The sequence below is a fragment of the Mesorhizobium sp. M0751 genome (assembly GCF_040320265.1).
Lineage (GTDB): Bacteria > Pseudomonadota > Alphaproteobacteria > Rhizobiales > Rhizobiaceae > Mesorhizobium.
On record NZ_JAMYPH010000026.1, the window covers coordinates 43,385 to 59,199 of the forward strand.

Consider the following 15,815-nt stretch of genomic DNA (forward strand, 5'->3'; position numbering starts at 1 on the left):
ATCGTTATCTGTTTCTGATCAAGCGAATGCTGACGATTCGCGCCGTCAATGCGCGGTCTTGACCATGTCGACCTGGGTTTCGGTGAGGTCGTCATGCAGTATGTGGTCGAGCCGGTCGGCAACGAGCTGGTCGTCGCGGCGGATTTCGCGCTTCCACGGCCGGCGGCCCTTCAGCACGCCGGATTCGTCGACGATCTCGGCGACATACTCTTCCTGGCGGTAGGCCATCACATGGACACCGGACACACCGGGAATTTCCTTCACCTCATTGATGATGTCGATGCAGAGCTGCTTGCCTTCCTTTTTCTGATCCAGAGCGCCTTCCAGGCGCTTGACGATCTGATCGGGAATGTGAATGCCCGGCACGTTGGAGCGGATCCATTTGGCCGTCTTGGCCGAGGCCAGCGGCCCGACGCCGCACAGGATGAAACATTTTTCGGTATAGCCGAGATCGCGGACCTTCTGCATGTAGGTGCGGAACATCGGTACGTCGAAGCAGTACTGGCTCTGCACGAACTGCGCGCCGGCGGCGATCTTCTTGCCCAGCCGATAGGGCCGGAAATCGATCGGCGGCGCGAACGGGTTGATGGCCGCGCCAAGGAAAAGCTGCGGCGGCGTCGTGAGTTTGCGGCCGGACAGGAATTTGCCGTTGTCGCGCATGATGCGGCAGGTTTCGAGCAGCGACATGCAGTCGAGATCGAACACCGGCTTGGCGCCGGGCTGGTCGCCGGCCTGCACGCCGTCGCCGGTCAGGCACAGCATGTTGGCGACACCCATCGCAGCACCCCCAAGCACGTCGCCCTGGATGGCGATGCGGTTCCGGTCGCGGCAGGCGATCTGCATGATCGGGGCATAGCCCATGCGGGTCAGCAGCGCGCAGATGCCGACCGACGACATGTGGCAGTTGGCGCCGGAAGCGTCGACGGCATTGATGGCGTCGACCCAGCCGTCGAAAATCCTGGCGCGGTTGTAGACGTCTTCCGGATCGGCGCTGTCGGGCGGATTGAGCTCGGTCGTCACTGCGAACTCGCCGCGTCGCAGAACCCGCTCAAGCCGGCCGCGGGAGGTGTGGCCGGGCAGGGGATCGAGCGGCAAATGGATGCCGGCCGGATTCTCGTCTGGCTGGCGGCCGATCATGCCGACGCTCCGGTGTTAGTAGTGTTCTGGGCCGCATTGCGGGCGGCCGCGGCCTGCGCGGTCACCCGCAGCCAGGCGGAAGTTTCGCGCAAGGACTGATCCACCGGCTTCTGCACGTCCAAAATCTTGTCGCCATGCACCATGTTCCGCGAGCCTTCCCAGGCCTTGACCCAGACGCAAGGCATGTCTGGCTCGACCTCGCAATTGCCGTTGGCGCGGACACCGCCGCAAGGGCCGTTGCGCAATTGCTTGGGGCAGTTCATCGGGCACGACATGCCGGTCGAGGATAGGATGCACTGGCCGCACATGCGGCAGTCGAACATGAATCCCTTGACGCGCTTCTCGACGAATTTCACCGGCCCTTCGACACGGCTGTAGCCGATGCCCTTCCATAGCGGGTGGAGAGTCAGGAACATGTCGGCAAACCTGGCGTAGAACCATTCGAGCAGCCGCGAATGCCGCACCGACCAAAGCCGCACCGCAAACGAGCGCTGCACGCGCCGCTGCGGCGACACGTCGGCCGGCTTGTAGTCGGATTTCGGCGCCGCGTTCTTGACGATGGTCGCCTGGGTCACGCCGGCTTGAGCCGTCGTCACCGGCATTGATTGGGGATCAGACATTTTCTTTGCCGCCCGCCTTGACCAGAGCGACCAGCCGCTCACGGTCGTATTTCGCATCAAGTTCCTGAAGGGCTTTCTCGGCCTCGGCTTCAAGATCGTCACCGACCGGGATGGGCTCTGCCTTGCGCCATTCGGCAAGATAGTCGTCGGTGCCGCCGGCGCCGGTGCGCATGGCGCACATGTCGATCGCCTCGGTGAAGCGCAATGGCAGTTCGCGCTTGGCGTTCTGCCGGCCCTTCTTGACGATGACCTGGGCGGGGATGTCGCGCCAGTAGACGACGATAAGATCGGCCATGAATTCCTGCTCCTGTAGAACGCCGCGCGTCCAATCGAACGCATAAACGATGCTCTACCACCTAACTCAGCTGCATCGTGCCCTCCGAAGATCGATTCCGATGTTTTGGGCCGATGCAGTGGTTTCGAGCATTGCCGGAAGCGCTGTTGGGCTGCTTGTTATGGGACGACGCGGGGGCCTTCAAAAGCGACGCAATCGACGGCCGCGGCTGAAAGCGGAGTTTCTTCCAGCACTGGTCAGCCGGCGCGGCCATCGAAGCTGCCGACCAGCTTCCTGTGGAAGCGCACGTAACCTCGTTCGGTCGTGCGTAGATGCCCCGCGACGATCTCATGGAAGCGCGGCAGGCGGTGGAAGGGAACGGCCGGATAGGAATGGTGCTCCGAATGGTACGGCATGTTCCAAGCGACGAAGCGCACCAGCCTTGTGGTGAAGGTGGTGCGGGTGTTCTCGAGCATGTTGGCGACATGCGGGCACAACGCGTGCTCGGCCAGCAGGTAGGCCCGCAAAAACGGCTGTCCTACCAGCACCGGCACGATCCAGACCCACAACACCAGTGCGGATTGCACGGGCAGAGATGAGGCCAGCAACGCCGCATAGCCAGTCAGGAACAGCCGTGCTTCGGCAACCACCTTGCCGCGACCCTTTTCCGGTACGAAGCCGTCGCGATTGCGGCCAGCCGCGTTGGTCGCGACCACGCGGGCCATGCCTATCCAATAGGGGCCGCCGGACAGATAGCGCAGATATTGACCGACCGTCTCCGGCTTCGGCGCCATCAGTTCGGGGTCGTTTTCTGGGTCGTGCGTATGGCGGTGATGGGCGAAATGGAAATAGCGGAACCATGTCGGCGGCAGCAGGATCAGGAAGCCGGCCACGGCGGCAACAGCGCGATTGAGCCACGCCGTCCTGAACGCCGTTTCATGGATGGTCTCGTGCAACGGCGTGAAGAAGAAGACGATCAGGATTCCCTGCGGCAAGATCAGAAGCGGCCAGAACGGGATGCCTGCGGCGATCAGCGCGCCCAGCAGGATAACCATCCCGCCATGGACGGCCAGCCGGACAATGCCTGGCCGGTCAAGCCTGGCGGTGAGGTCGCGACGGTCCTCGACCGAAAGGCCGGCAATGATGGTGCGGTGGTCGATGTCGCTCATGACGCAATGTTAGTGGCGGGTGGCTGTCCGGTAAATCGGCGCGTCACCAGACGCCGTTCTTTATCCCGGTATAGAGATAAAACCAGACCGTCGGATGATACCATTGTTTCGAAGGCAGGCCGGGATCGACCGTGCCGAGCTTGCCGGCCAGCGCATCCCTGACCGCTTCGACGCAGATGTCGCGCGAGAACGCCGCCTGCCGCAACGCGTAGCTTGAAATCGTGTCGCCCGGCTGCGGTTTGCCACGCGCCTGCCGCAGCACGCCGCCAGTGTCGCCGCCGGCGTCGACGAGATGCACTGTGGTGCCGAAGTTCTCCGCATCGCCTGAAGCCAGCGCCCAGTAGCCGCCGTTCATGCCACGATATTTCGGGGCGATACCGGCATGGTAGTTGAGGACCGGGCAAGGGATTTTTGCCAGCGTCTGCCGCGACAGCAAGCGGCAGCCGGCGAGCAGAACCACACCCGGCTGGATTTCCGCGATCGCCTGCAGGCATTCCGGCGCGTTGGCCGACGGGACATGGATGATCGTTTGCCCAGGCTTCGGTTCGGTTTGCAGCTTCTCCCCGACGGCGAGCCGTGCTGCGTGGCCGGCGAAGAAGCGCTTGCCGAGGCGCGTCAGCATCATCGTGCCGAGTTGACCGATGGCCGAGGCCCAGCCTTGCCCCCGCGCCCGGGCGAGAAGCAATTGCTTTTTGGATTCAGGAGCTTCGAGGATGACGCTGACCGGGCCGAGTTGATCGGCGACGGCGTTGACGATCGCCCAAATATGCGGGCCGCCTTCGGTGACGACGACGATCGGCCGTTGGTTTGGTTTCGACCGTGCCATACTTCGCGACCCCACAAAGACCTGTTCTTTGCGCGCGAATGCTAGGCTGACCGGGTTAACCCTTGGTGATCGGAGGGCTCAGCGCTTGAATTCGAGGATGTCGAGCTTCGATTCGTAATAGGGCGCCGGGAACTCGATGCGCCATTCACTGACGCTGTTGCGGAAGGTGTAGCCGACCTGGTCGCTTTGCGGGCCGCTGCCATAGGGCTTCGCCGGATCGTTGTTGACGTAGAAGGAACCGAGATAGATCGCGCGTTTCTCGCCATCGTCGAAGAAACGGCCCTTGGTGCGTTGCGAGCCGCTGATTTTTTCCAGCATCCAGCCCGAACCATCGTCGCTCACCTTGCATTTGAACCAGCCATAGATGACCAGCGCGCCGGGACCGCCGGCCTTGATGGTGCGGCATTGCCAGTTGCCCGTTAGATCCTTGTCGGAAAAGGCGACCAGCGGCTTCGCCAGAAGCGCGTCGAGCTGTTTGACCTCGGCGGGATCGCCCGCCTTGGCTTCCTCAAGGGCTGCCTTGCGCGTCTCGTCATATTTGTCGAGCCGCGCCTTGTCCGCGGCGGTGATCAGCTTCTGCACCTCGCCATCGGCGAGCGCGGGCAGGGCGAAGCAGACAATTCCTGCGGCAATCAAGAGACGAGCGATCATCGGTGCGTTTCCCGTGAATGGCTGGAACAGCCTGTTTTCTTGTCTGGCGCATAACTTACCGGTTCGCGGCGACCTGTCATCCGTGCTTAACAGCGTCAGGTCAAAAATCGTGGTTTCATCGATGCGGATCTTGCTGACGGGATCGTCAGGCTGGCTGGGCAGCGCGCTGGCGCCGCGCCTGCGGGCGCTTGACCATGACGTCATCGGCCTCGATCCCGTTGCGTCGGCGCAAACGCAGATTGTCGGCTCGATTGCCGACCGCGATCTGGTCATGCAAGCGGTCAGCGAAAACCGTATCGAGGCGATCATCCATAGCGGTGCGCTGCACAAGCCTAACATCGAGAACCACTGCAACAGCGATTTCGTGGCGACGAACGTGCAGGGCACGCTCAATCTTCTCGACGCGGCGGTGGCATCAGGCGTTCAACGCTTCGTCTTTACCTCGACGACGTCACTGATGATCTCGCAAGCCATTCGCGCCGGCTTCACCGGCGGCGCGCGCAAAGCCGCCTGGCTGACGGAAGAGATGTCGCCGGAACCGCGCAACATCTACGGCGTCACCAAGCTTTCGGCCGAACATCTCTGCCGTCTCTATCATTTGCAGTTCGGCCTGCGGGTGATCGTGTTGCGCACCGCCCGGTTCTTTCCCGAGGCGGACGACATGGCTCATGTGATCGAACAGTCGGATGCCAACACCAAGGCCAATGAGCTGTTGTTCCGCCGGCTGACGGTGGAGGACGCAGCCGACGCCCACATCGCTGCTCTGGAGAAAGCGCCGCAAATGGGCTTCGACATCTTCATCATTTCGGCGCCAACACCGTTCCAGCCCGACGATTGCGCGGCATTGATCGCCGACGCACCGTCGGTTATCGCACGCTATTTTCCGGATTATCCGGCGCTCTACGCGAAGAAAGGCTGGACGATGTTTTCGTCGATCGACCGGGTCTACGACGCGTCGCGGGCGAGGGACCGGCTGGGTTTCGTCTGCAAGACGAGCTTTGCCGATGTGCTCGCCGGCATCGAAGCTGAAGAAGGCTTTGCCTAGAAGTATCGTCAAGCCAGGATTGCGGCGCTGGCCAGTTCCTTCGTCAGGTCACCGTAGCCGGTCGAGCGGCGCTCATAGGCGAGGCCGAGCATTTTCGCCGCCTTTTCGGCGACCTTGTCGAGTTCCGGGTCGTCGGTCTGAGCGATATAGATCAGCTTCTCGTAGTTGCCGAAATAGTCCTTGATCAGCTCCGGGTGCTTGTCCAGGCCGAGCGGCTTCATGAAGAATGCATCGAATTGCCGGCAGAGGAAATCGGTCATGTAGAACGACATCATGTCGTCATCGGCGACCTTCGCATAGGCATCCATGCCCTGGTAGAAGGCAAAGCAATGCGGCCCGGCCATACGCCCGACGCCGTGCTTCTCGCAGATCCGATCGAGCAGGCCACCCGTGCCGCAATCGGCATAGCCGACGAAGATGTGTCGGTAGCCGTCGGTCTTGGCCTTCTCGATAGCCTTGTCCATGGCCGGCGCGATGCGGTCCGGATAGAAATGAAACTCCGCCGGCAGGCAGGTCAGGTCGAGATGGTCGAGCCCGAGCTGTTCCTTGACCGCCAAAATTTCGCGCGCAATCATCCCGCAGGCGATGACGAGCAGCCTGTCGCCTTGATCGGATTGTTGTTTTCGCGCGGTAGTCATGGAACCAGTCTAATCCATCTTCGTTGCTGTCCAGCGAATTTATATCCTGAGGGAGACACCATTCATGAAACTGTTCCGCGTTGCGCCAATCGCTATTCTCGCCTGCGTCCTGGCTGTTTCAGCCTGCGCCAACACGGTGCGCGGCGTCGGCAAGGATCTCAAATCCACTGCGAAGGCGGTTGACGATACCGTCAAGAAACCCTGATCTGCACGATTTCAAACATTTGGGAATAAAAAAGCCGCACTGCAAGGCGCGGCTTTTCTCGTCGGTGCCGATTTTGTTGGCTCAAGCCGAAGCGCGGACGTTGTGCTTACGCTTCATGAAGTCCTTGGCGGTCTCGACCGCCACCGCGGCGTCGCGGCAATAGGCGTCGGCGCCGACGGCTTTGCCGAATTCCTCGTTGAGCGGTGCGCCGCCGACCAGCACGACATAGTCATCGCGAATGCCCTTTTCCTTCATCGTATCGATGACGACTTTCATGTAAGGCATGGTCGTCGTCAGCAGCGCCGACATGCCGATGATGTCGGGCTGGTGCTTTTCGATGGCATCGAGATATTTTTCGACCGCATTGTTGATGCCGAGGTCGATGACATCGAAGCCGGCACCTTCCATCATCATGCCGACCAGGTTCTTGCCGATGTCATGGATGTCGCCCTTGACGGTGCCGATCACCATCTTGCCCTGCTTCGGCGCGCCGGTGGCGACAAGCAGCGGACGCAGGATGAACATGCCGGCCTTCATCGCGTTCGCCGACAGCAGCACTTCGGGAACGAACAGGATGCCGTCGCGGAAATCCTCACCGACGATGCGCATGCCTTCGACCAGAGCCTCGGTCAGCACCTTGTAAGGCGCCCAGCCGCGCTCGAGAAGGATATTGGTGCCTTCCTCGATTTCTTCCTTCAACCCGTCATAAAGATCGTCGTGCATCTGCTGCACCAATTCGTCGTCGGAGAGTTCCGAAAGGATGATCTCGTCGTCGGCCATTTTTTCTCAGGCTCCTTGCCGGCTACAACTATCGCGGCAGCTTAAAAATATCGCGTCAATACCTAACCCGCACGGGCCGGTTGTCCATAGCTGATTTGCGACTTCCCGCAAAACGAAAGCGACCGTAAATCTCTTGGAATTCTTGTCGATTTTGCGACAGGCGTTGGCGCTGGCGGGCCGTTTCGAATAGGGTGCATGGCTACGATCCGGCCAGAGACCGCAATATGCGGCCGCAAACGGATTTCAGGCCGGTACAAGAGCCCGGCCGGAGTAAATCAGGCCAGAACGAAAGCCAGGGAAGAACGATTATGAGTGAGAACGCGCCGGTCGACCAGGAAGCGTCAAACGCACGGCGCGGGCGCGCTGCCAGCGGTGGCGCCGCAGCCCGACGGGCTGCGCGTTCGGGCGGCGGCCCCGGCACGCAGCTCACCTATATCAAGCGCAAGATCAACGTCTATGAAGTGCTGGACGAGGAAGGGCTGGCGCTGATCGAAAAGAACACCGACACGGTGCTGGAAGAGATCGGCATCATCTTCCGCGACGACGCCGAGGCGCTGCAGCTTTGGAAAGAGGCGGGCGCCGACGTCAAGGGCGAGCGGGTGCATTTCCCCAAGGGCCTCTGCCGCTCGCTCCTGAAGACCGCTCCGTCCGTCTATACCCAACACGCCCGCAATGGCGAGCGCTCGGTGCAGATCGGCGGCAACGCGACAGTGTTCGCGCCGGTCTATGGACCGCCCTTCGTGCGCGATCTCGACGGCGTCAGGCGCTATGCGACGATCGAGGATTTCCGGAATTTCGTGAAACTCGCCTATATGGCGCCGTCGATCCACCATTCCGGCGGCACGGTGTGCGAGCCGGTCGACGTGCCGGTCAACAAACGCCATCTCGACATGGTCTACAGCCACATCAAATATTCGGATAAACCGTTCATGGGCTCGGTGACCGCGCCCGAGCGCGCCGAAGACACGGTGGCAATGGCCAAGATCGTGTTCGGTGACGATTTCGTCGAGAACAACACTGTGCTGACCAGCCTGATCAACGCCAACTCGCCGATGGTCTTCGACGAGACCATGCTGGGGGCGCTGAAGGTTTATTCGCGCCATAACCAGGCCTGCATCGTCACGCCGTTCATCCTTGCCGGTGCGATGAGCCCGGTAACGGTCGCCGGCACGCTGACCCAGGTTTTGGCCGAAGTGCTGGCCGGCGCCTCGTTCACGCAGCTTATCCGGCCGGGCGCACCTGTGCTGTTCGGCACCTTCGCCTCATCGATCTCGATGCAGTCGGGCGCGCCGACCTTCGGCACGCCGGAGCCGTCGCTGGTCTCGTATGGCGCCGCACAGCTTGCCCGCAGGCTTGGCCTGCCGTTCCGCACCGGCGGTTCGCTCTGTGCTTCAAAAATCCCCGATGCGCAGGCTGCCTACGAGAGCGCCAACACGCTGAACTCGACGATCCTCGCCGGCACCAATTTCGTGCTGCATTCGGCCGGCTGGCTCGAGGGCGGTCTCGCCTCCTGCTACGAAAAGTTCATGATGGACATCGACCAGCTCGGCATGACGCAGAAGTTCTCCGAGGGTGTCGACCTGTCGGAAAACGGTCAAGCGATGGATGCTATCCGCCAGGTCGGCCCGGGCAGCCACTATCTTGGCTGCGATCACACCCAGGCGAATTTCCAGACCGCGTTCTACCGTTCCAACATCGCCGACAACAATTCTTACGAGCAATGGCTGGCCGAAGGCGAAAAAACCGCGCCGCAGCGCGCCAACGAGCTCGCCCGCCGCTGGCTGGAGAGCTACGAGGCGCCGTATCTCGACCCGGGCATCGACGACGGGCTGAAGGACTTCATCGCGAAGAAGAAGGCGTCGATGGCCGACGCCTTCACCTGAAAGGAGCCCGAATCAGGCGGGGCTAAAGTCGCCAACATCATCCACAAGGAAGTCTGGCGGAGTGCCTTCTCCGACCCGGACAAGAAGGGATGATCCCGAGCGCAGCATGACTGAAACCATCGCGGCTGCGCTTTCCGCCCACGGCCTCTCCGGCGCTGCCGGCGCCTGGCGGCCAGCATCTTGGTGGCCGCCGCGATCCCGTGCTATTCCGCTCGCCTAGCCTAACGACGTTCGCCTTCGATGGGCGAGCGGCTATTGAGGACTGTGCGAATGCCTTTCAATCCAGTCAGGCGAAACCGGAATATCGGCACGCCAAAGCAGGGCCATGGGCAAAACAACCGCATGGTCATTCCTCGACTATCGACATATGCCAGATGGTGCACGGCGCAACTCAATCCCGGCCAAAGGCTCTGCAGGAACGTGAATGGCAGGGATATAACATTCATTGTCGAAAAGACGTCTGGCGGGTGTGTTCACGCATGTACGGTTGAAGATGTCGTTTTCGTGCTTTCTCAGATTCCGCACGCTGACTGGGCCGGGTTGGAAACATTTGTCTTCCGTCAATCGACGCGAAAGACCCGCATTCTCAGACCTGCGTGGGGTCGGATGTTCTACCATGCCGCTCTTGGTTTTCGCGGAACTCCCATCGTAATAAGTGGTCCGACAATATTTTTGGAAGCTACGGACGTTGGCGAGACTATCGAGTGGTCCACTGCGCTAGACCCCGAGGATTCGGCAGAGTTGAATAGACTTCGCCTGGACGGCCATAATGTCAGTCGAGTTGGAAGCAAGTATGTAGTTGCCTCTTCATCCGTTTCCGTGCGAGCAACGCAGCTGTACCGGACGCTTCTACATGAGATCGGCCATTGGGTTGATTGGCTTGAAAAGGTGGAAACTCCTTCCGACCAAGGTGAGTATTCCTCTAAATTTGCCGACCTTTATTTTGCTCGACCCAAAAGTGAGCTGGAGGCTTTTGCCCATCGCTACGCCGACAATTTGCGTGAAACGCTTGAGAAAAAGGGAGTAATCCCGTTTCCAAGGATCGAAGGGTGAGAGAAACCCTCGAACGCAGTATGATCGAAACCATCGCGGCAGCGCTTTCCGCTCATGGCCTCATCCTGCGCGGCGGTTTCAATTTTGCAGGCGGTGAGGAAACACCTGGCGGTGTCTCCGGCGCTGCTGCCAGATCCGTTCTGCTGGTCGGGCAGGCGGGTGCCGCACCTTGGCCGCACTTCCTGCGCTGGCTGGAGAGACAGTCACAGCCGATCGACGATCCGCTCGACAGATGGTCTCGCGAAGTGATCGGCGCCGTGGCCGAAAGATTCGCGGCACGCGCAGTGTCGCCGTCCGACAGGCCTTATCTGCCGTTCCAGCAATGGGCGATGCGTGCAGAGGGGCTGAAGCCGTCGCCGCTCGGCATTCTCATGCATCCGCAATACGGGCTCTGGCATGCCTATCGCGGCGCGCTGCTGTTCGAAGACGAAATCGCGCTCCAAGAACCCCGCGACGTGATTCACCTTTGCGATACATGTCTGGAAAAACCTTGCCTGAAATCCTGTCCGGTCGAGGCTTATTCTGCGGATGGGTTTGCACATGAAACCTGTCTCGCCCATGTGCGCGGGCAGAACGGCGCGCCTTGCCGGACCGGCGGCTGCCTCGATCGCAACGCCTGTCCTTACGGTGCCGATTATCGCTATTGGGCCGAGGTTCAGGCCTTTCACATGGCAGCATTCGCGCGTCTTTAGCGTCGCCGAATGCCGCACGAAATCTTGAAGCAGATCGCCTCATTACAGCTTGCGGCGACGGTCGCCGCGGGTATCTATCGCACGTCAGATCGACGGAGCGGATGATGGCCACGCAAGCGATGCAGATCAAGACAAGCGACGGCATTGCCAAGGCACGGCTGTTCCGTTCGGCGGCCCCGGCCGGGGCAGCGATCATCCTCTACATGGACGTTTTCGGTCCGCGACCGGCGCTTGATCAGATGGCGGAGCGGCTTACTGGCGAGGGCTATGCGGTGCTTGTGCCGGACCTCTTTTACCGCAATGCGCCCTACGGTCCGTTCGATCCCAAGACTGCGTTCGGCGACGAGAGGAGCAAGGCCGCCATCACTGGTCTCCTGGGCGGCACGACCCAGGAGATGACGATCCGCGACAGCGGCGCTTTCCTCGATGCACTTGCTGCGCAAGGCCTGGCCGGGCCGGTTGGCATTGTCGGCTACTGCATGGGCGGAGCGCGGGCGCTGAACGCGGCGGCCAGCTATCCCGACCGCATCGCCGCCGCGGCCAGTTTTCACGGCGGCAATCTGGCTGGTGACGCAGCCGACAGTCCGCACCGGAAGGCCACCTCGCTCAAGGCAAGGATCTATATCGGCACCGCCGGTGTGGACCGCAGCTTTCCGCCGGAGCAATCGGCGCGGCTGGCCGAAGCACTGCGCGCCGCCGAGGTCGATCATGTCCTAGAGAACTATGCCGGCATGGCGCATGGCTGGTGCATGCCGGACCATAGTGCCTTCGATGCAGCCGGCGCCGAACGCCACTGGAAGCGGCTGACGATGCTGTTCGCGGAGACGCTCGGCCACGGCGCGCCAACCATTACGACGTGACTGCCCGCCAAAAAATTCTTTCCATCGCCCCAAGGAACCGCCATTAGCCTTCGTCCAACAGGCAAATGATGGCGATGATGCTGGACGAAAGCGAAGCCTCCGACGCCGATCTGATCGGACGGGCGAAGGGCGGAGACAGGGGTGCTTTCGGCAAATTGCTCGAAAGGCACTATGGTTTCGTCTATCGCGCCGCCTATCGTTGGTGCGGGAAAAAGGCCGACGCCGAAGATATCGCCCAGGAAGTCTGCGTCCGGCTCGGCCGCGCGATCCGCGACTATCACGGCAGTGGTGCCTTCACGACGTGGCTCTACACCATGACGCTGAATGCGGCGCGCGACATGATGCGCAAGACCGCCCGCGACACTGCCAAGACCGAGGCCTATGGTGCCTATGCGCTGATTTCGGGGGAAATCTCGGCAGAGCCGGAAGACCCAGCCGAGGCGCTCTGGTCAGCGGTGCGCAAGCTGCCGGACAAGCAGCGCGATGCGGTGCTGCTGGTTTATGGCGAGGGGCTGAGCCACGCCGCCGCCGCCGAGGCGATGGCAATCTCGGAGGCAACGGTTTCCTGGCACATCCATGAAGCAAAGAAACGGTTGAAGACGCTAATGCGTTCAGCCGGGGAAGTGTGACCATGGTCGACGACAATCAACTGAACAGGCTGCGCGACATCGCAGCACCGGCGCCCGGCGCGGATGCAAAGGCGCGTGCCCTCCAGGCCGCGCTGCGCGCCTATGACATGGAAGAAAAAACTTTGCCGGCCGCCCAAGGATCGGTGAGCGGGCTTCGTCTCACAGAGCGAGCACAAAGGCTCTGGAGCGAAATCATGCAAAAGAAACTCTTCGCCACGCCGGCTATTGCCGGGCTCGTTGCCCTGCCGATCGCCGGCTATGCCACCATCTACATGTTGGGGGAATCCAAATTCGGCGGGCCCAAATTCGGCGGGGACGATAAGATCACCGAAACGCTGGCTGACAAGCCGGCGACCGTCAAACCGCCGGTCGTGGCCGACGCGGACAAGCAGAAGAAGGCGGACGCCGACAGTGAAAGCCGCGACACCGGCGAGGCGCTTGTGGCGCCGACATCGCCGCCGAAAGCGGAATCGACCGCAGTCGGCGGGTTGACGCAGCAGGACGTGCTCAGCCACAACGCACCTGAACCGGCGCAGAGTGGCGAGCTTGCGTTGAATGGCGGCGCAAGCTCCGCGGCTCCGGCCGTCGATGGCGGTGCGCGGGTCGGACGCATGCCTGGCACGGTCGCCGAGTCCAAGCTGATGGGACAGCAGCCCGCCGCTGCGCCGGCCGACCAGATGCTGCCGCAAGAGGAAAACCGCGACCGCGTCGAGGATTTCAAGACCAATCCGGTGCACGCCGCACTCGAAGATCCGGTCTCGACATTCTCTATCGATGTCGACACCGCTTCCTATTCCTTCGTGCGGCGCTCGCTGAAGGAAGGTTTTATCCCGCAGGCCGATACGGTGCGCGTCGAGGAGATGGTCAACTACTTCCCCTATGACTGGAAAGGCCCGGACTCCGCCTCGACGCCGTTCAACTCGACTGTCAGCGTCATGCCGACGCCGTGGAACGAGCACACCAAGCTGATGCATGTCGCCATCAAGGGTTTCGACGTGAAGCCGGCCGAGCAGCCCAAGGCCAATCTGGTCTTCCTGATCGATGTGTCGGGCTCGATGAACGAGCAGGACAAGCTGCCGCTCCTGCAGTCGGCCTTCCGGCTGCTGGTCAACAAGCTGAGACCTGACGACACCGTTTCGATCGTCACTTATGCGGGCGATGCCGGTACCGTGCTGGAGCCCACCAAGGCTTCGGAAAAGGACAAGATCCTCGCTGCCATCGATAATCTGACGTCGGGCGGCTCGACGGCAGGCGAGGCCGGCATCAAGGAAGCCTACAGGCTGGCGCAGAAATCCTTCGTCAAGGACGGCATCAATCGGGTGATGCTCGCCACCGATGGCGACTTCAATGTCGGCCAGACCGACGACGACGACCTGAAGCGGCTGATCGAAAAGGAGCGCAAGACAGGCGTATTCCTGTCGGTGTTCGGCTTCGGCCGCGACAATCTGAACGACCAGATGATGCAGACCATCGCCCAGAACGGCAATGGCACCGCTGCCTACATCGATACGTTGGCGGAGGCCGAGAAGGTGCTGGTCGAGGATGCCTCCTCGACACTGTTCACCATTGCCAAGGACGTGAAGATCCAGGTCGAGTTCAACCCGAGCAAGGTCTCGGAGTATCGGCTGATCGGCTACGAGACCCGTGCGTTGAACCGCGAGGATTTCAACAACGACCGCGTCGATGCCGGCGAGATCGGCTCAGGTCATTCGGTCACCGCGATCTACGAGATCACGCCTAAGGGCAGCGGCGGCGAACAGATCGACCAGCTGCGCTATGGCCAGGCCTCGGTGAACAATGGCGGTGTCGCCAATGCCGACGAATATGCCTTCGTCAAGATCCGCTACAAGCTGCCGAACGAGGACACTTCGAAGCTGATCACCACGCCGGTGACGTCAGCCAACGAGGTGGCGTCGTTCGACCAAGCCAGCACCGACCAGCGTTTTTCCGTTGCCGTCGCTGCCTTCGGCCAGAAGCTGCGCGACGAGGATGCGACCGCGAAGTTCGGCTACGACAAGATCATGGAGATTGCCACCGCCGCCAGAGGAGCCGACCCGTTTGGGTACCGGTCCGAGTTCCTCTCGCTTGTGCGCCTTGCCTCGGCGCTCGGCGGTAACCGGTAGTGGCAATGACGGCCGGTTTCTTTCAGATGGGATCGTTCTGATAGGGGGAGCCGGCCTACGGGCGGGTGAGGCAGGCCGGCGAGGGAAACCTTGCCGGCCTTTTTTCCGCGGCCGCACTGCTTCGCGCGGACCGCGTCGCAGACGAAAGCGTCAGGCGCGTCCGCGGCGCCGCTCGCGGCGGGCTTCGCTGGTCTCGGCGACGTTGACCGTCGCCTGCTTATTACGCATCGGGCCAATGCGTTCGACGATCTGCTCGACGGTCGGGCGATCCGACTTGGTGTGCGCATCGAGCGCCTTGCGCATGGCGGCAAGGTGCTGGAACGAGGTGCCGCAGCAGCCGCCGACGATTTTGGCGCCGGCATCGACGGCGAGGCGCACATAGTCGGCCATCAGCTCGGGTGTGCCGGAATAATAGATCTCGGCGCCGCGAAATTCGGGAATGCCGCAATTGCCCTTGACGATCACCGTTGCTTCCGGCTTCGCCTCGGTCATGTCGAGCAGCGAGGCGAGAATGTCGGAGGCGCCGACACCGCAATTGGCGCCGACACCGAGCGGTGTCTGCGACAGGCCATCGACGACGCCGTGGATGTCCTTCGGCAGCAGTCCCATCATGGTGCGGCCGGCGGTGTCGAAGGAGCCGGTATAGGTATACGGCAAGCCAACGCGGATGGCAGCTTCGGCGGCGGCGCGGATTTCGTCAGGCGCCGACATGGTTTCGATCCAGGCGACTTCGGCGCCGCCGGCCTTCAGGCCCTCGATCTGCTCGGCAAAGGCTTCGACCGCCTCGTCATAGGTCATGGCGCCGAGCGGCACCAGCAGCTCGCCGGTCGGGCCGACGGAGCCGGCCACGATCACCTTGCGGCCAGCCTTGCCGGCGACGGCACTTGCGATCTCGGCCGCGCGCTTGTTCAGCGCGTAAACCCGGTCCTGCGCATGGTGCAGCTTCAACCGGTGACGAGTGCCGCCAAAAGAGTTGGTCAGGATGATGTCGGCGCCGGCATCGACAAAGTTCTGGTGCAGGCTGGCGATGGTGTCGGGCGCGGTGTCGTTCAAGAGCTCGGGAGCCTCGCCGGCCTCAAGGCCCATGGCGAACAGATTGGTGCCGGTGGCGCCATCGGCGAGCAGAACGCCCTTTTCGGCAAGCAGAGCGTCGATCGGATTGGTCATGTGAAATACGCCTTCCCGGAAGAATAACTGAGATAAGGATATAAAGAATTCTTTATGTGCCGT

The 15,815-nt window shown here is 61.7% G+C and carries 17 protein-coding genes; 8 read left to right on the top strand and 9 right to left on the bottom strand.

Features of this window, described 5'->3' with window-relative positions; all coding sequences use genetic code 11:
* Positions 1–45 precede the first annotated feature (45 nt).
* The 6 genes from NKI19_RS28580 to NKI19_RS28605 form a co-directional block, all read right to left on the bottom strand.
* A complete protein-coding gene (locus tag NKI19_RS28580) occupies positions 46–1,137 on the bottom strand; it encodes a methylenetetrahydrofolate reductase (RefSeq protein WP_352490723.1) in 1,092 nt (363 codons plus the stop codon).
* The gene (locus tag NKI19_RS28585; RefSeq protein WP_352490722.1) at positions 1,134–1,757 is read right to left on the bottom strand and encodes a methylenetetrahydrofolate reductase C-terminal domain-containing protein; all 624 of its coding nucleotides are present in this window, start codon (positions 1,755–1,757) and stop codon (positions 1,134–1,136) included. Before NKI19_RS28585 ends, NKI19_RS28580 begins: the two co-directional genes overlap by 4 nt.
* Complete coding sequence (locus NKI19_RS28590) at positions 1,750–2,052, bottom strand: virulence factor (protein ID WP_352490721.1); 303 nt, start codon at positions 2,050–2,052, stop codon at positions 1,750–1,752. The genes NKI19_RS28585 and NKI19_RS28590 overlap by 8 nt, the downstream gene beginning before the upstream one ends.
* A gap of 236 nt (positions 2,053–2,288) precedes the next feature.
* Positions 2,289–3,200 (bottom strand): fatty acid desaturase family protein, encoded by a 912-nt coding sequence (locus NKI19_RS28595; RefSeq protein ID WP_352490720.1) that lies wholly within the window; start codon positions 3,198–3,200, stop codon positions 2,289–2,291.
* A gap of 43 nt (positions 3,201–3,243) precedes the next feature.
* Positions 3,244–4,026 carry a formyl transferase gene (locus NKI19_RS28600; RefSeq protein WP_352951262.1) on the bottom strand — a complete coding sequence of 261 codons (783 nt, stop codon included), beginning with the start codon at positions 4,024–4,026 and terminating at the stop codon, positions 3,244–3,246.
* A gap of 78 nt (positions 4,027–4,104) precedes the next feature.
* Positions 4,105–4,677 (bottom strand): DUF4893 domain-containing protein, encoded by a 573-nt coding sequence (locus NKI19_RS28605; RefSeq protein WP_352490719.1) that lies wholly within the window; start codon positions 4,675–4,677, stop codon positions 4,105–4,107.
* A 121-nt stretch (positions 4,678–4,798) separates the two neighbouring features.
* Between NKI19_RS28605 and NKI19_RS28610 the strand changes: the two genes are divergently transcribed.
* Complete coding sequence (locus tag NKI19_RS28610) at positions 4,799–5,722, top strand: NAD-dependent epimerase/dehydratase family protein (RefSeq protein ID WP_352490718.1); 924 nt, start codon at positions 4,799–4,801, stop codon at positions 5,720–5,722.
* A gap of 8 nt (positions 5,723–5,730) precedes the next feature.
* Here the strand turns inward: NKI19_RS28610 and NKI19_RS28615 are convergent, their stop codons facing one another.
* Complete coding sequence (locus tag NKI19_RS28615) at positions 5,731–6,360, bottom strand: DUF1638 domain-containing protein (protein WP_352490717.1); 630 nt, start codon at positions 6,358–6,360, stop codon at positions 5,731–5,733.
* A gap of 64 nt (positions 6,361–6,424) precedes the next feature.
* On the opposite strand from NKI19_RS28615, the gene NKI19_RS28620 reads away from it, so the two are divergent.
* Positions 6,425–6,565 (top strand): EncA/B family entericidin, encoded by a 141-nt coding sequence (locus tag NKI19_RS28620; RefSeq protein ID WP_352490716.1) that lies wholly within the window; start codon positions 6,425–6,427, stop codon positions 6,563–6,565.
* Between the two features lie 81 nt (positions 6,566–6,646).
* On the opposite strand, the gene NKI19_RS28625 is transcribed toward NKI19_RS28620, so the two are convergent.
* The gene (locus tag NKI19_RS28625) at positions 6,647–7,345 is read right to left on the bottom strand and encodes a cobalamin B12-binding domain-containing protein (protein WP_023676506.1); all 699 of its coding nucleotides are present in this window, start codon (positions 7,343–7,345) and stop codon (positions 6,647–6,649) included.
* Positions 7,346–7,653: 308 nt separating this feature from the next.
* On the opposite strand from NKI19_RS28625, the gene NKI19_RS28630 reads away from it, so the two are divergent.
* The 6 genes from NKI19_RS28630 (at position 7,654) to NKI19_RS28655 (ending at position 14,585) form a co-directional block, all read left to right on the top strand.
* A complete protein-coding gene (locus tag NKI19_RS28630) occupies positions 7,654–9,228 on the top strand; it encodes a trimethylamine methyltransferase family protein (RefSeq protein ID WP_352490715.1) in 1,575 nt (524 codons plus the stop codon).
* A gap of 270 nt (positions 9,229–9,498) precedes the next feature.
* A complete protein-coding gene (locus NKI19_RS28635) occupies positions 9,499–10,281 on the top strand; it encodes a hypothetical protein (RefSeq protein WP_352490714.1) in 783 nt (260 codons plus the stop codon).
* 20 nt (positions 10,282–10,301) lie between these two features.
* Positions 10,302–10,973: a hypothetical protein gene (locus NKI19_RS28640; protein WP_352490760.1), complete on the top strand. Its 672-nt coding sequence runs from the start codon at positions 10,302–10,304 to the stop codon at positions 10,971–10,973.
* A gap of 104 nt (positions 10,974–11,077) precedes the next feature.
* Entirely contained in the window at positions 11,078–11,833 is a 756-nt protein-coding gene (locus tag NKI19_RS28645; protein ID WP_352490713.1) for a dienelactone hydrolase family protein, read from the top strand.
* Between the two features lie 68 nt (positions 11,834–11,901).
* Positions 11,902–12,462 carry an RNA polymerase sigma factor gene (locus NKI19_RS28650; protein WP_352490712.1) on the top strand — a complete coding sequence of 187 codons (561 nt, stop codon included), beginning with the start codon at positions 11,902–11,904 and terminating at the stop codon, positions 12,460–12,462.
* A 2-nt stretch (positions 12,463–12,464) separates the two neighbouring features.
* Complete coding sequence (locus NKI19_RS28655; protein WP_352490711.1) at positions 12,465–14,585, top strand: vWA domain-containing protein; 2,121 nt, start codon at positions 12,465–12,467, stop codon at positions 14,583–14,585.
* Between the two features lie 150 nt (positions 14,586–14,735).
* Here NKI19_RS28655 and bmt read toward each other — a convergent pair whose 3' ends face one another.
* Positions 14,736–15,752: a betaine--homocysteine S-methyltransferase gene (gene bmt, locus NKI19_RS28660; protein WP_352565452.1), complete on the bottom strand. Its 1,017-nt coding sequence runs from the start codon at positions 15,750–15,752 to the stop codon at positions 14,736–14,738.
* Positions 15,753–15,815: the final 63 nt, after the last annotated feature.

What these genes read in the sequence shown, in the direction of transcription:
- NKI19_RS28635 (WP_352490714.1), top strand. Translation starts at nt 9,499, where the DNA reads ATGCCTTTCAATCCAGTCAGGCGAAACCGGAATATCGGCACGCCAAAG.
- NKI19_RS28655 (WP_352490711.1), top strand. Translation starts at nt 12,465, where the DNA reads ATGGTCGACGACAATCAACTGAACAGGCTGCGCGACATCGCAGCACCG.
- NKI19_RS28585 (WP_352490722.1), bottom strand. Translation starts at nt 1,757, where the DNA reads ATGTCTGATCCCCAATCAATGCCGGTGACGACGGCTCAAGCCGGCGTG.
- NKI19_RS28625 (WP_023676506.1), bottom strand. Translation starts at nt 7,345, where the DNA reads ATGGCCGACGACGAGATCATCCTTTCGGAACTCTCCGACGACGAATTG.
- NKI19_RS28620 (WP_352490716.1), top strand. Translation starts at nt 6,425, where the DNA reads ATGAAACTGTTCCGCGTTGCGCCAATCGCTATTCTCGCCTGCGTCCTG.
- NKI19_RS28610 (WP_352490718.1), top strand. Translation starts at nt 4,799, where the DNA reads ATGCGGATCTTGCTGACGGGATCGTCAGGCTGGCTGGGCAGCGCGCTG.
- NKI19_RS28580 (WP_352490723.1), bottom strand. Translation starts at nt 1,137, where the DNA reads ATGATCGGCCGCCAGCCAGACGAGAATCCGGCCGGCATCCATTTGCCG.
- NKI19_RS28650 (WP_352490712.1), top strand. Translation starts at nt 11,902, where the DNA reads ATGGCGATGATGCTGGACGAAAGCGAAGCCTCCGACGCCGATCTGATC.
- NKI19_RS28605 (WP_352490719.1), bottom strand. Translation starts at nt 4,677, where the DNA reads ATGATCGCTCGTCTCTTGATTGCCGCAGGAATTGTCTGCTTCGCCCTG.
- NKI19_RS28600 (WP_352951262.1), bottom strand. Translation starts at nt 4,026, where the DNA reads ATGGCACGGTCGAAACCAAACCAACGGCCGATCGTCGTCGTCACCGAA.
- NKI19_RS28590 (WP_352490721.1), bottom strand. Translation starts at nt 2,052, where the DNA reads ATGGCCGATCTTATCGTCGTCTACTGGCGCGACATCCCCGCCCAGGTC.
- NKI19_RS28615 (WP_352490717.1), bottom strand. Translation starts at nt 6,360, where the DNA reads ATGACTACCGCGCGAAAACAACAATCCGATCAAGGCGACAGGCTGCTC.
- bmt (WP_352565452.1), bottom strand. Translation starts at nt 15,752, where the DNA reads ATGACCAATCCGATCGACGCTCTGCTTGCCGAAAAGGGCGTTCTGCTC.
- NKI19_RS28640 (WP_352490760.1), top strand. Translation starts at nt 10,302, where the DNA reads ATGATCGAAACCATCGCGGCAGCGCTTTCCGCTCATGGCCTCATCCTG.
- NKI19_RS28595 (WP_352490720.1), bottom strand. Translation starts at nt 3,200, where the DNA reads ATGAGCGACATCGACCACCGCACCATCATTGCCGGCCTTTCGGTCGAG.
- NKI19_RS28630 (WP_352490715.1), top strand. Translation starts at nt 7,654, where the DNA reads ATGAGTGAGAACGCGCCGGTCGACCAGGAAGCGTCAAACGCACGGCGC.
- NKI19_RS28645 (WP_352490713.1), top strand. Translation starts at nt 11,078, where the DNA reads ATGGCCACGCAAGCGATGCAGATCAAGACAAGCGACGGCATTGCCAAG.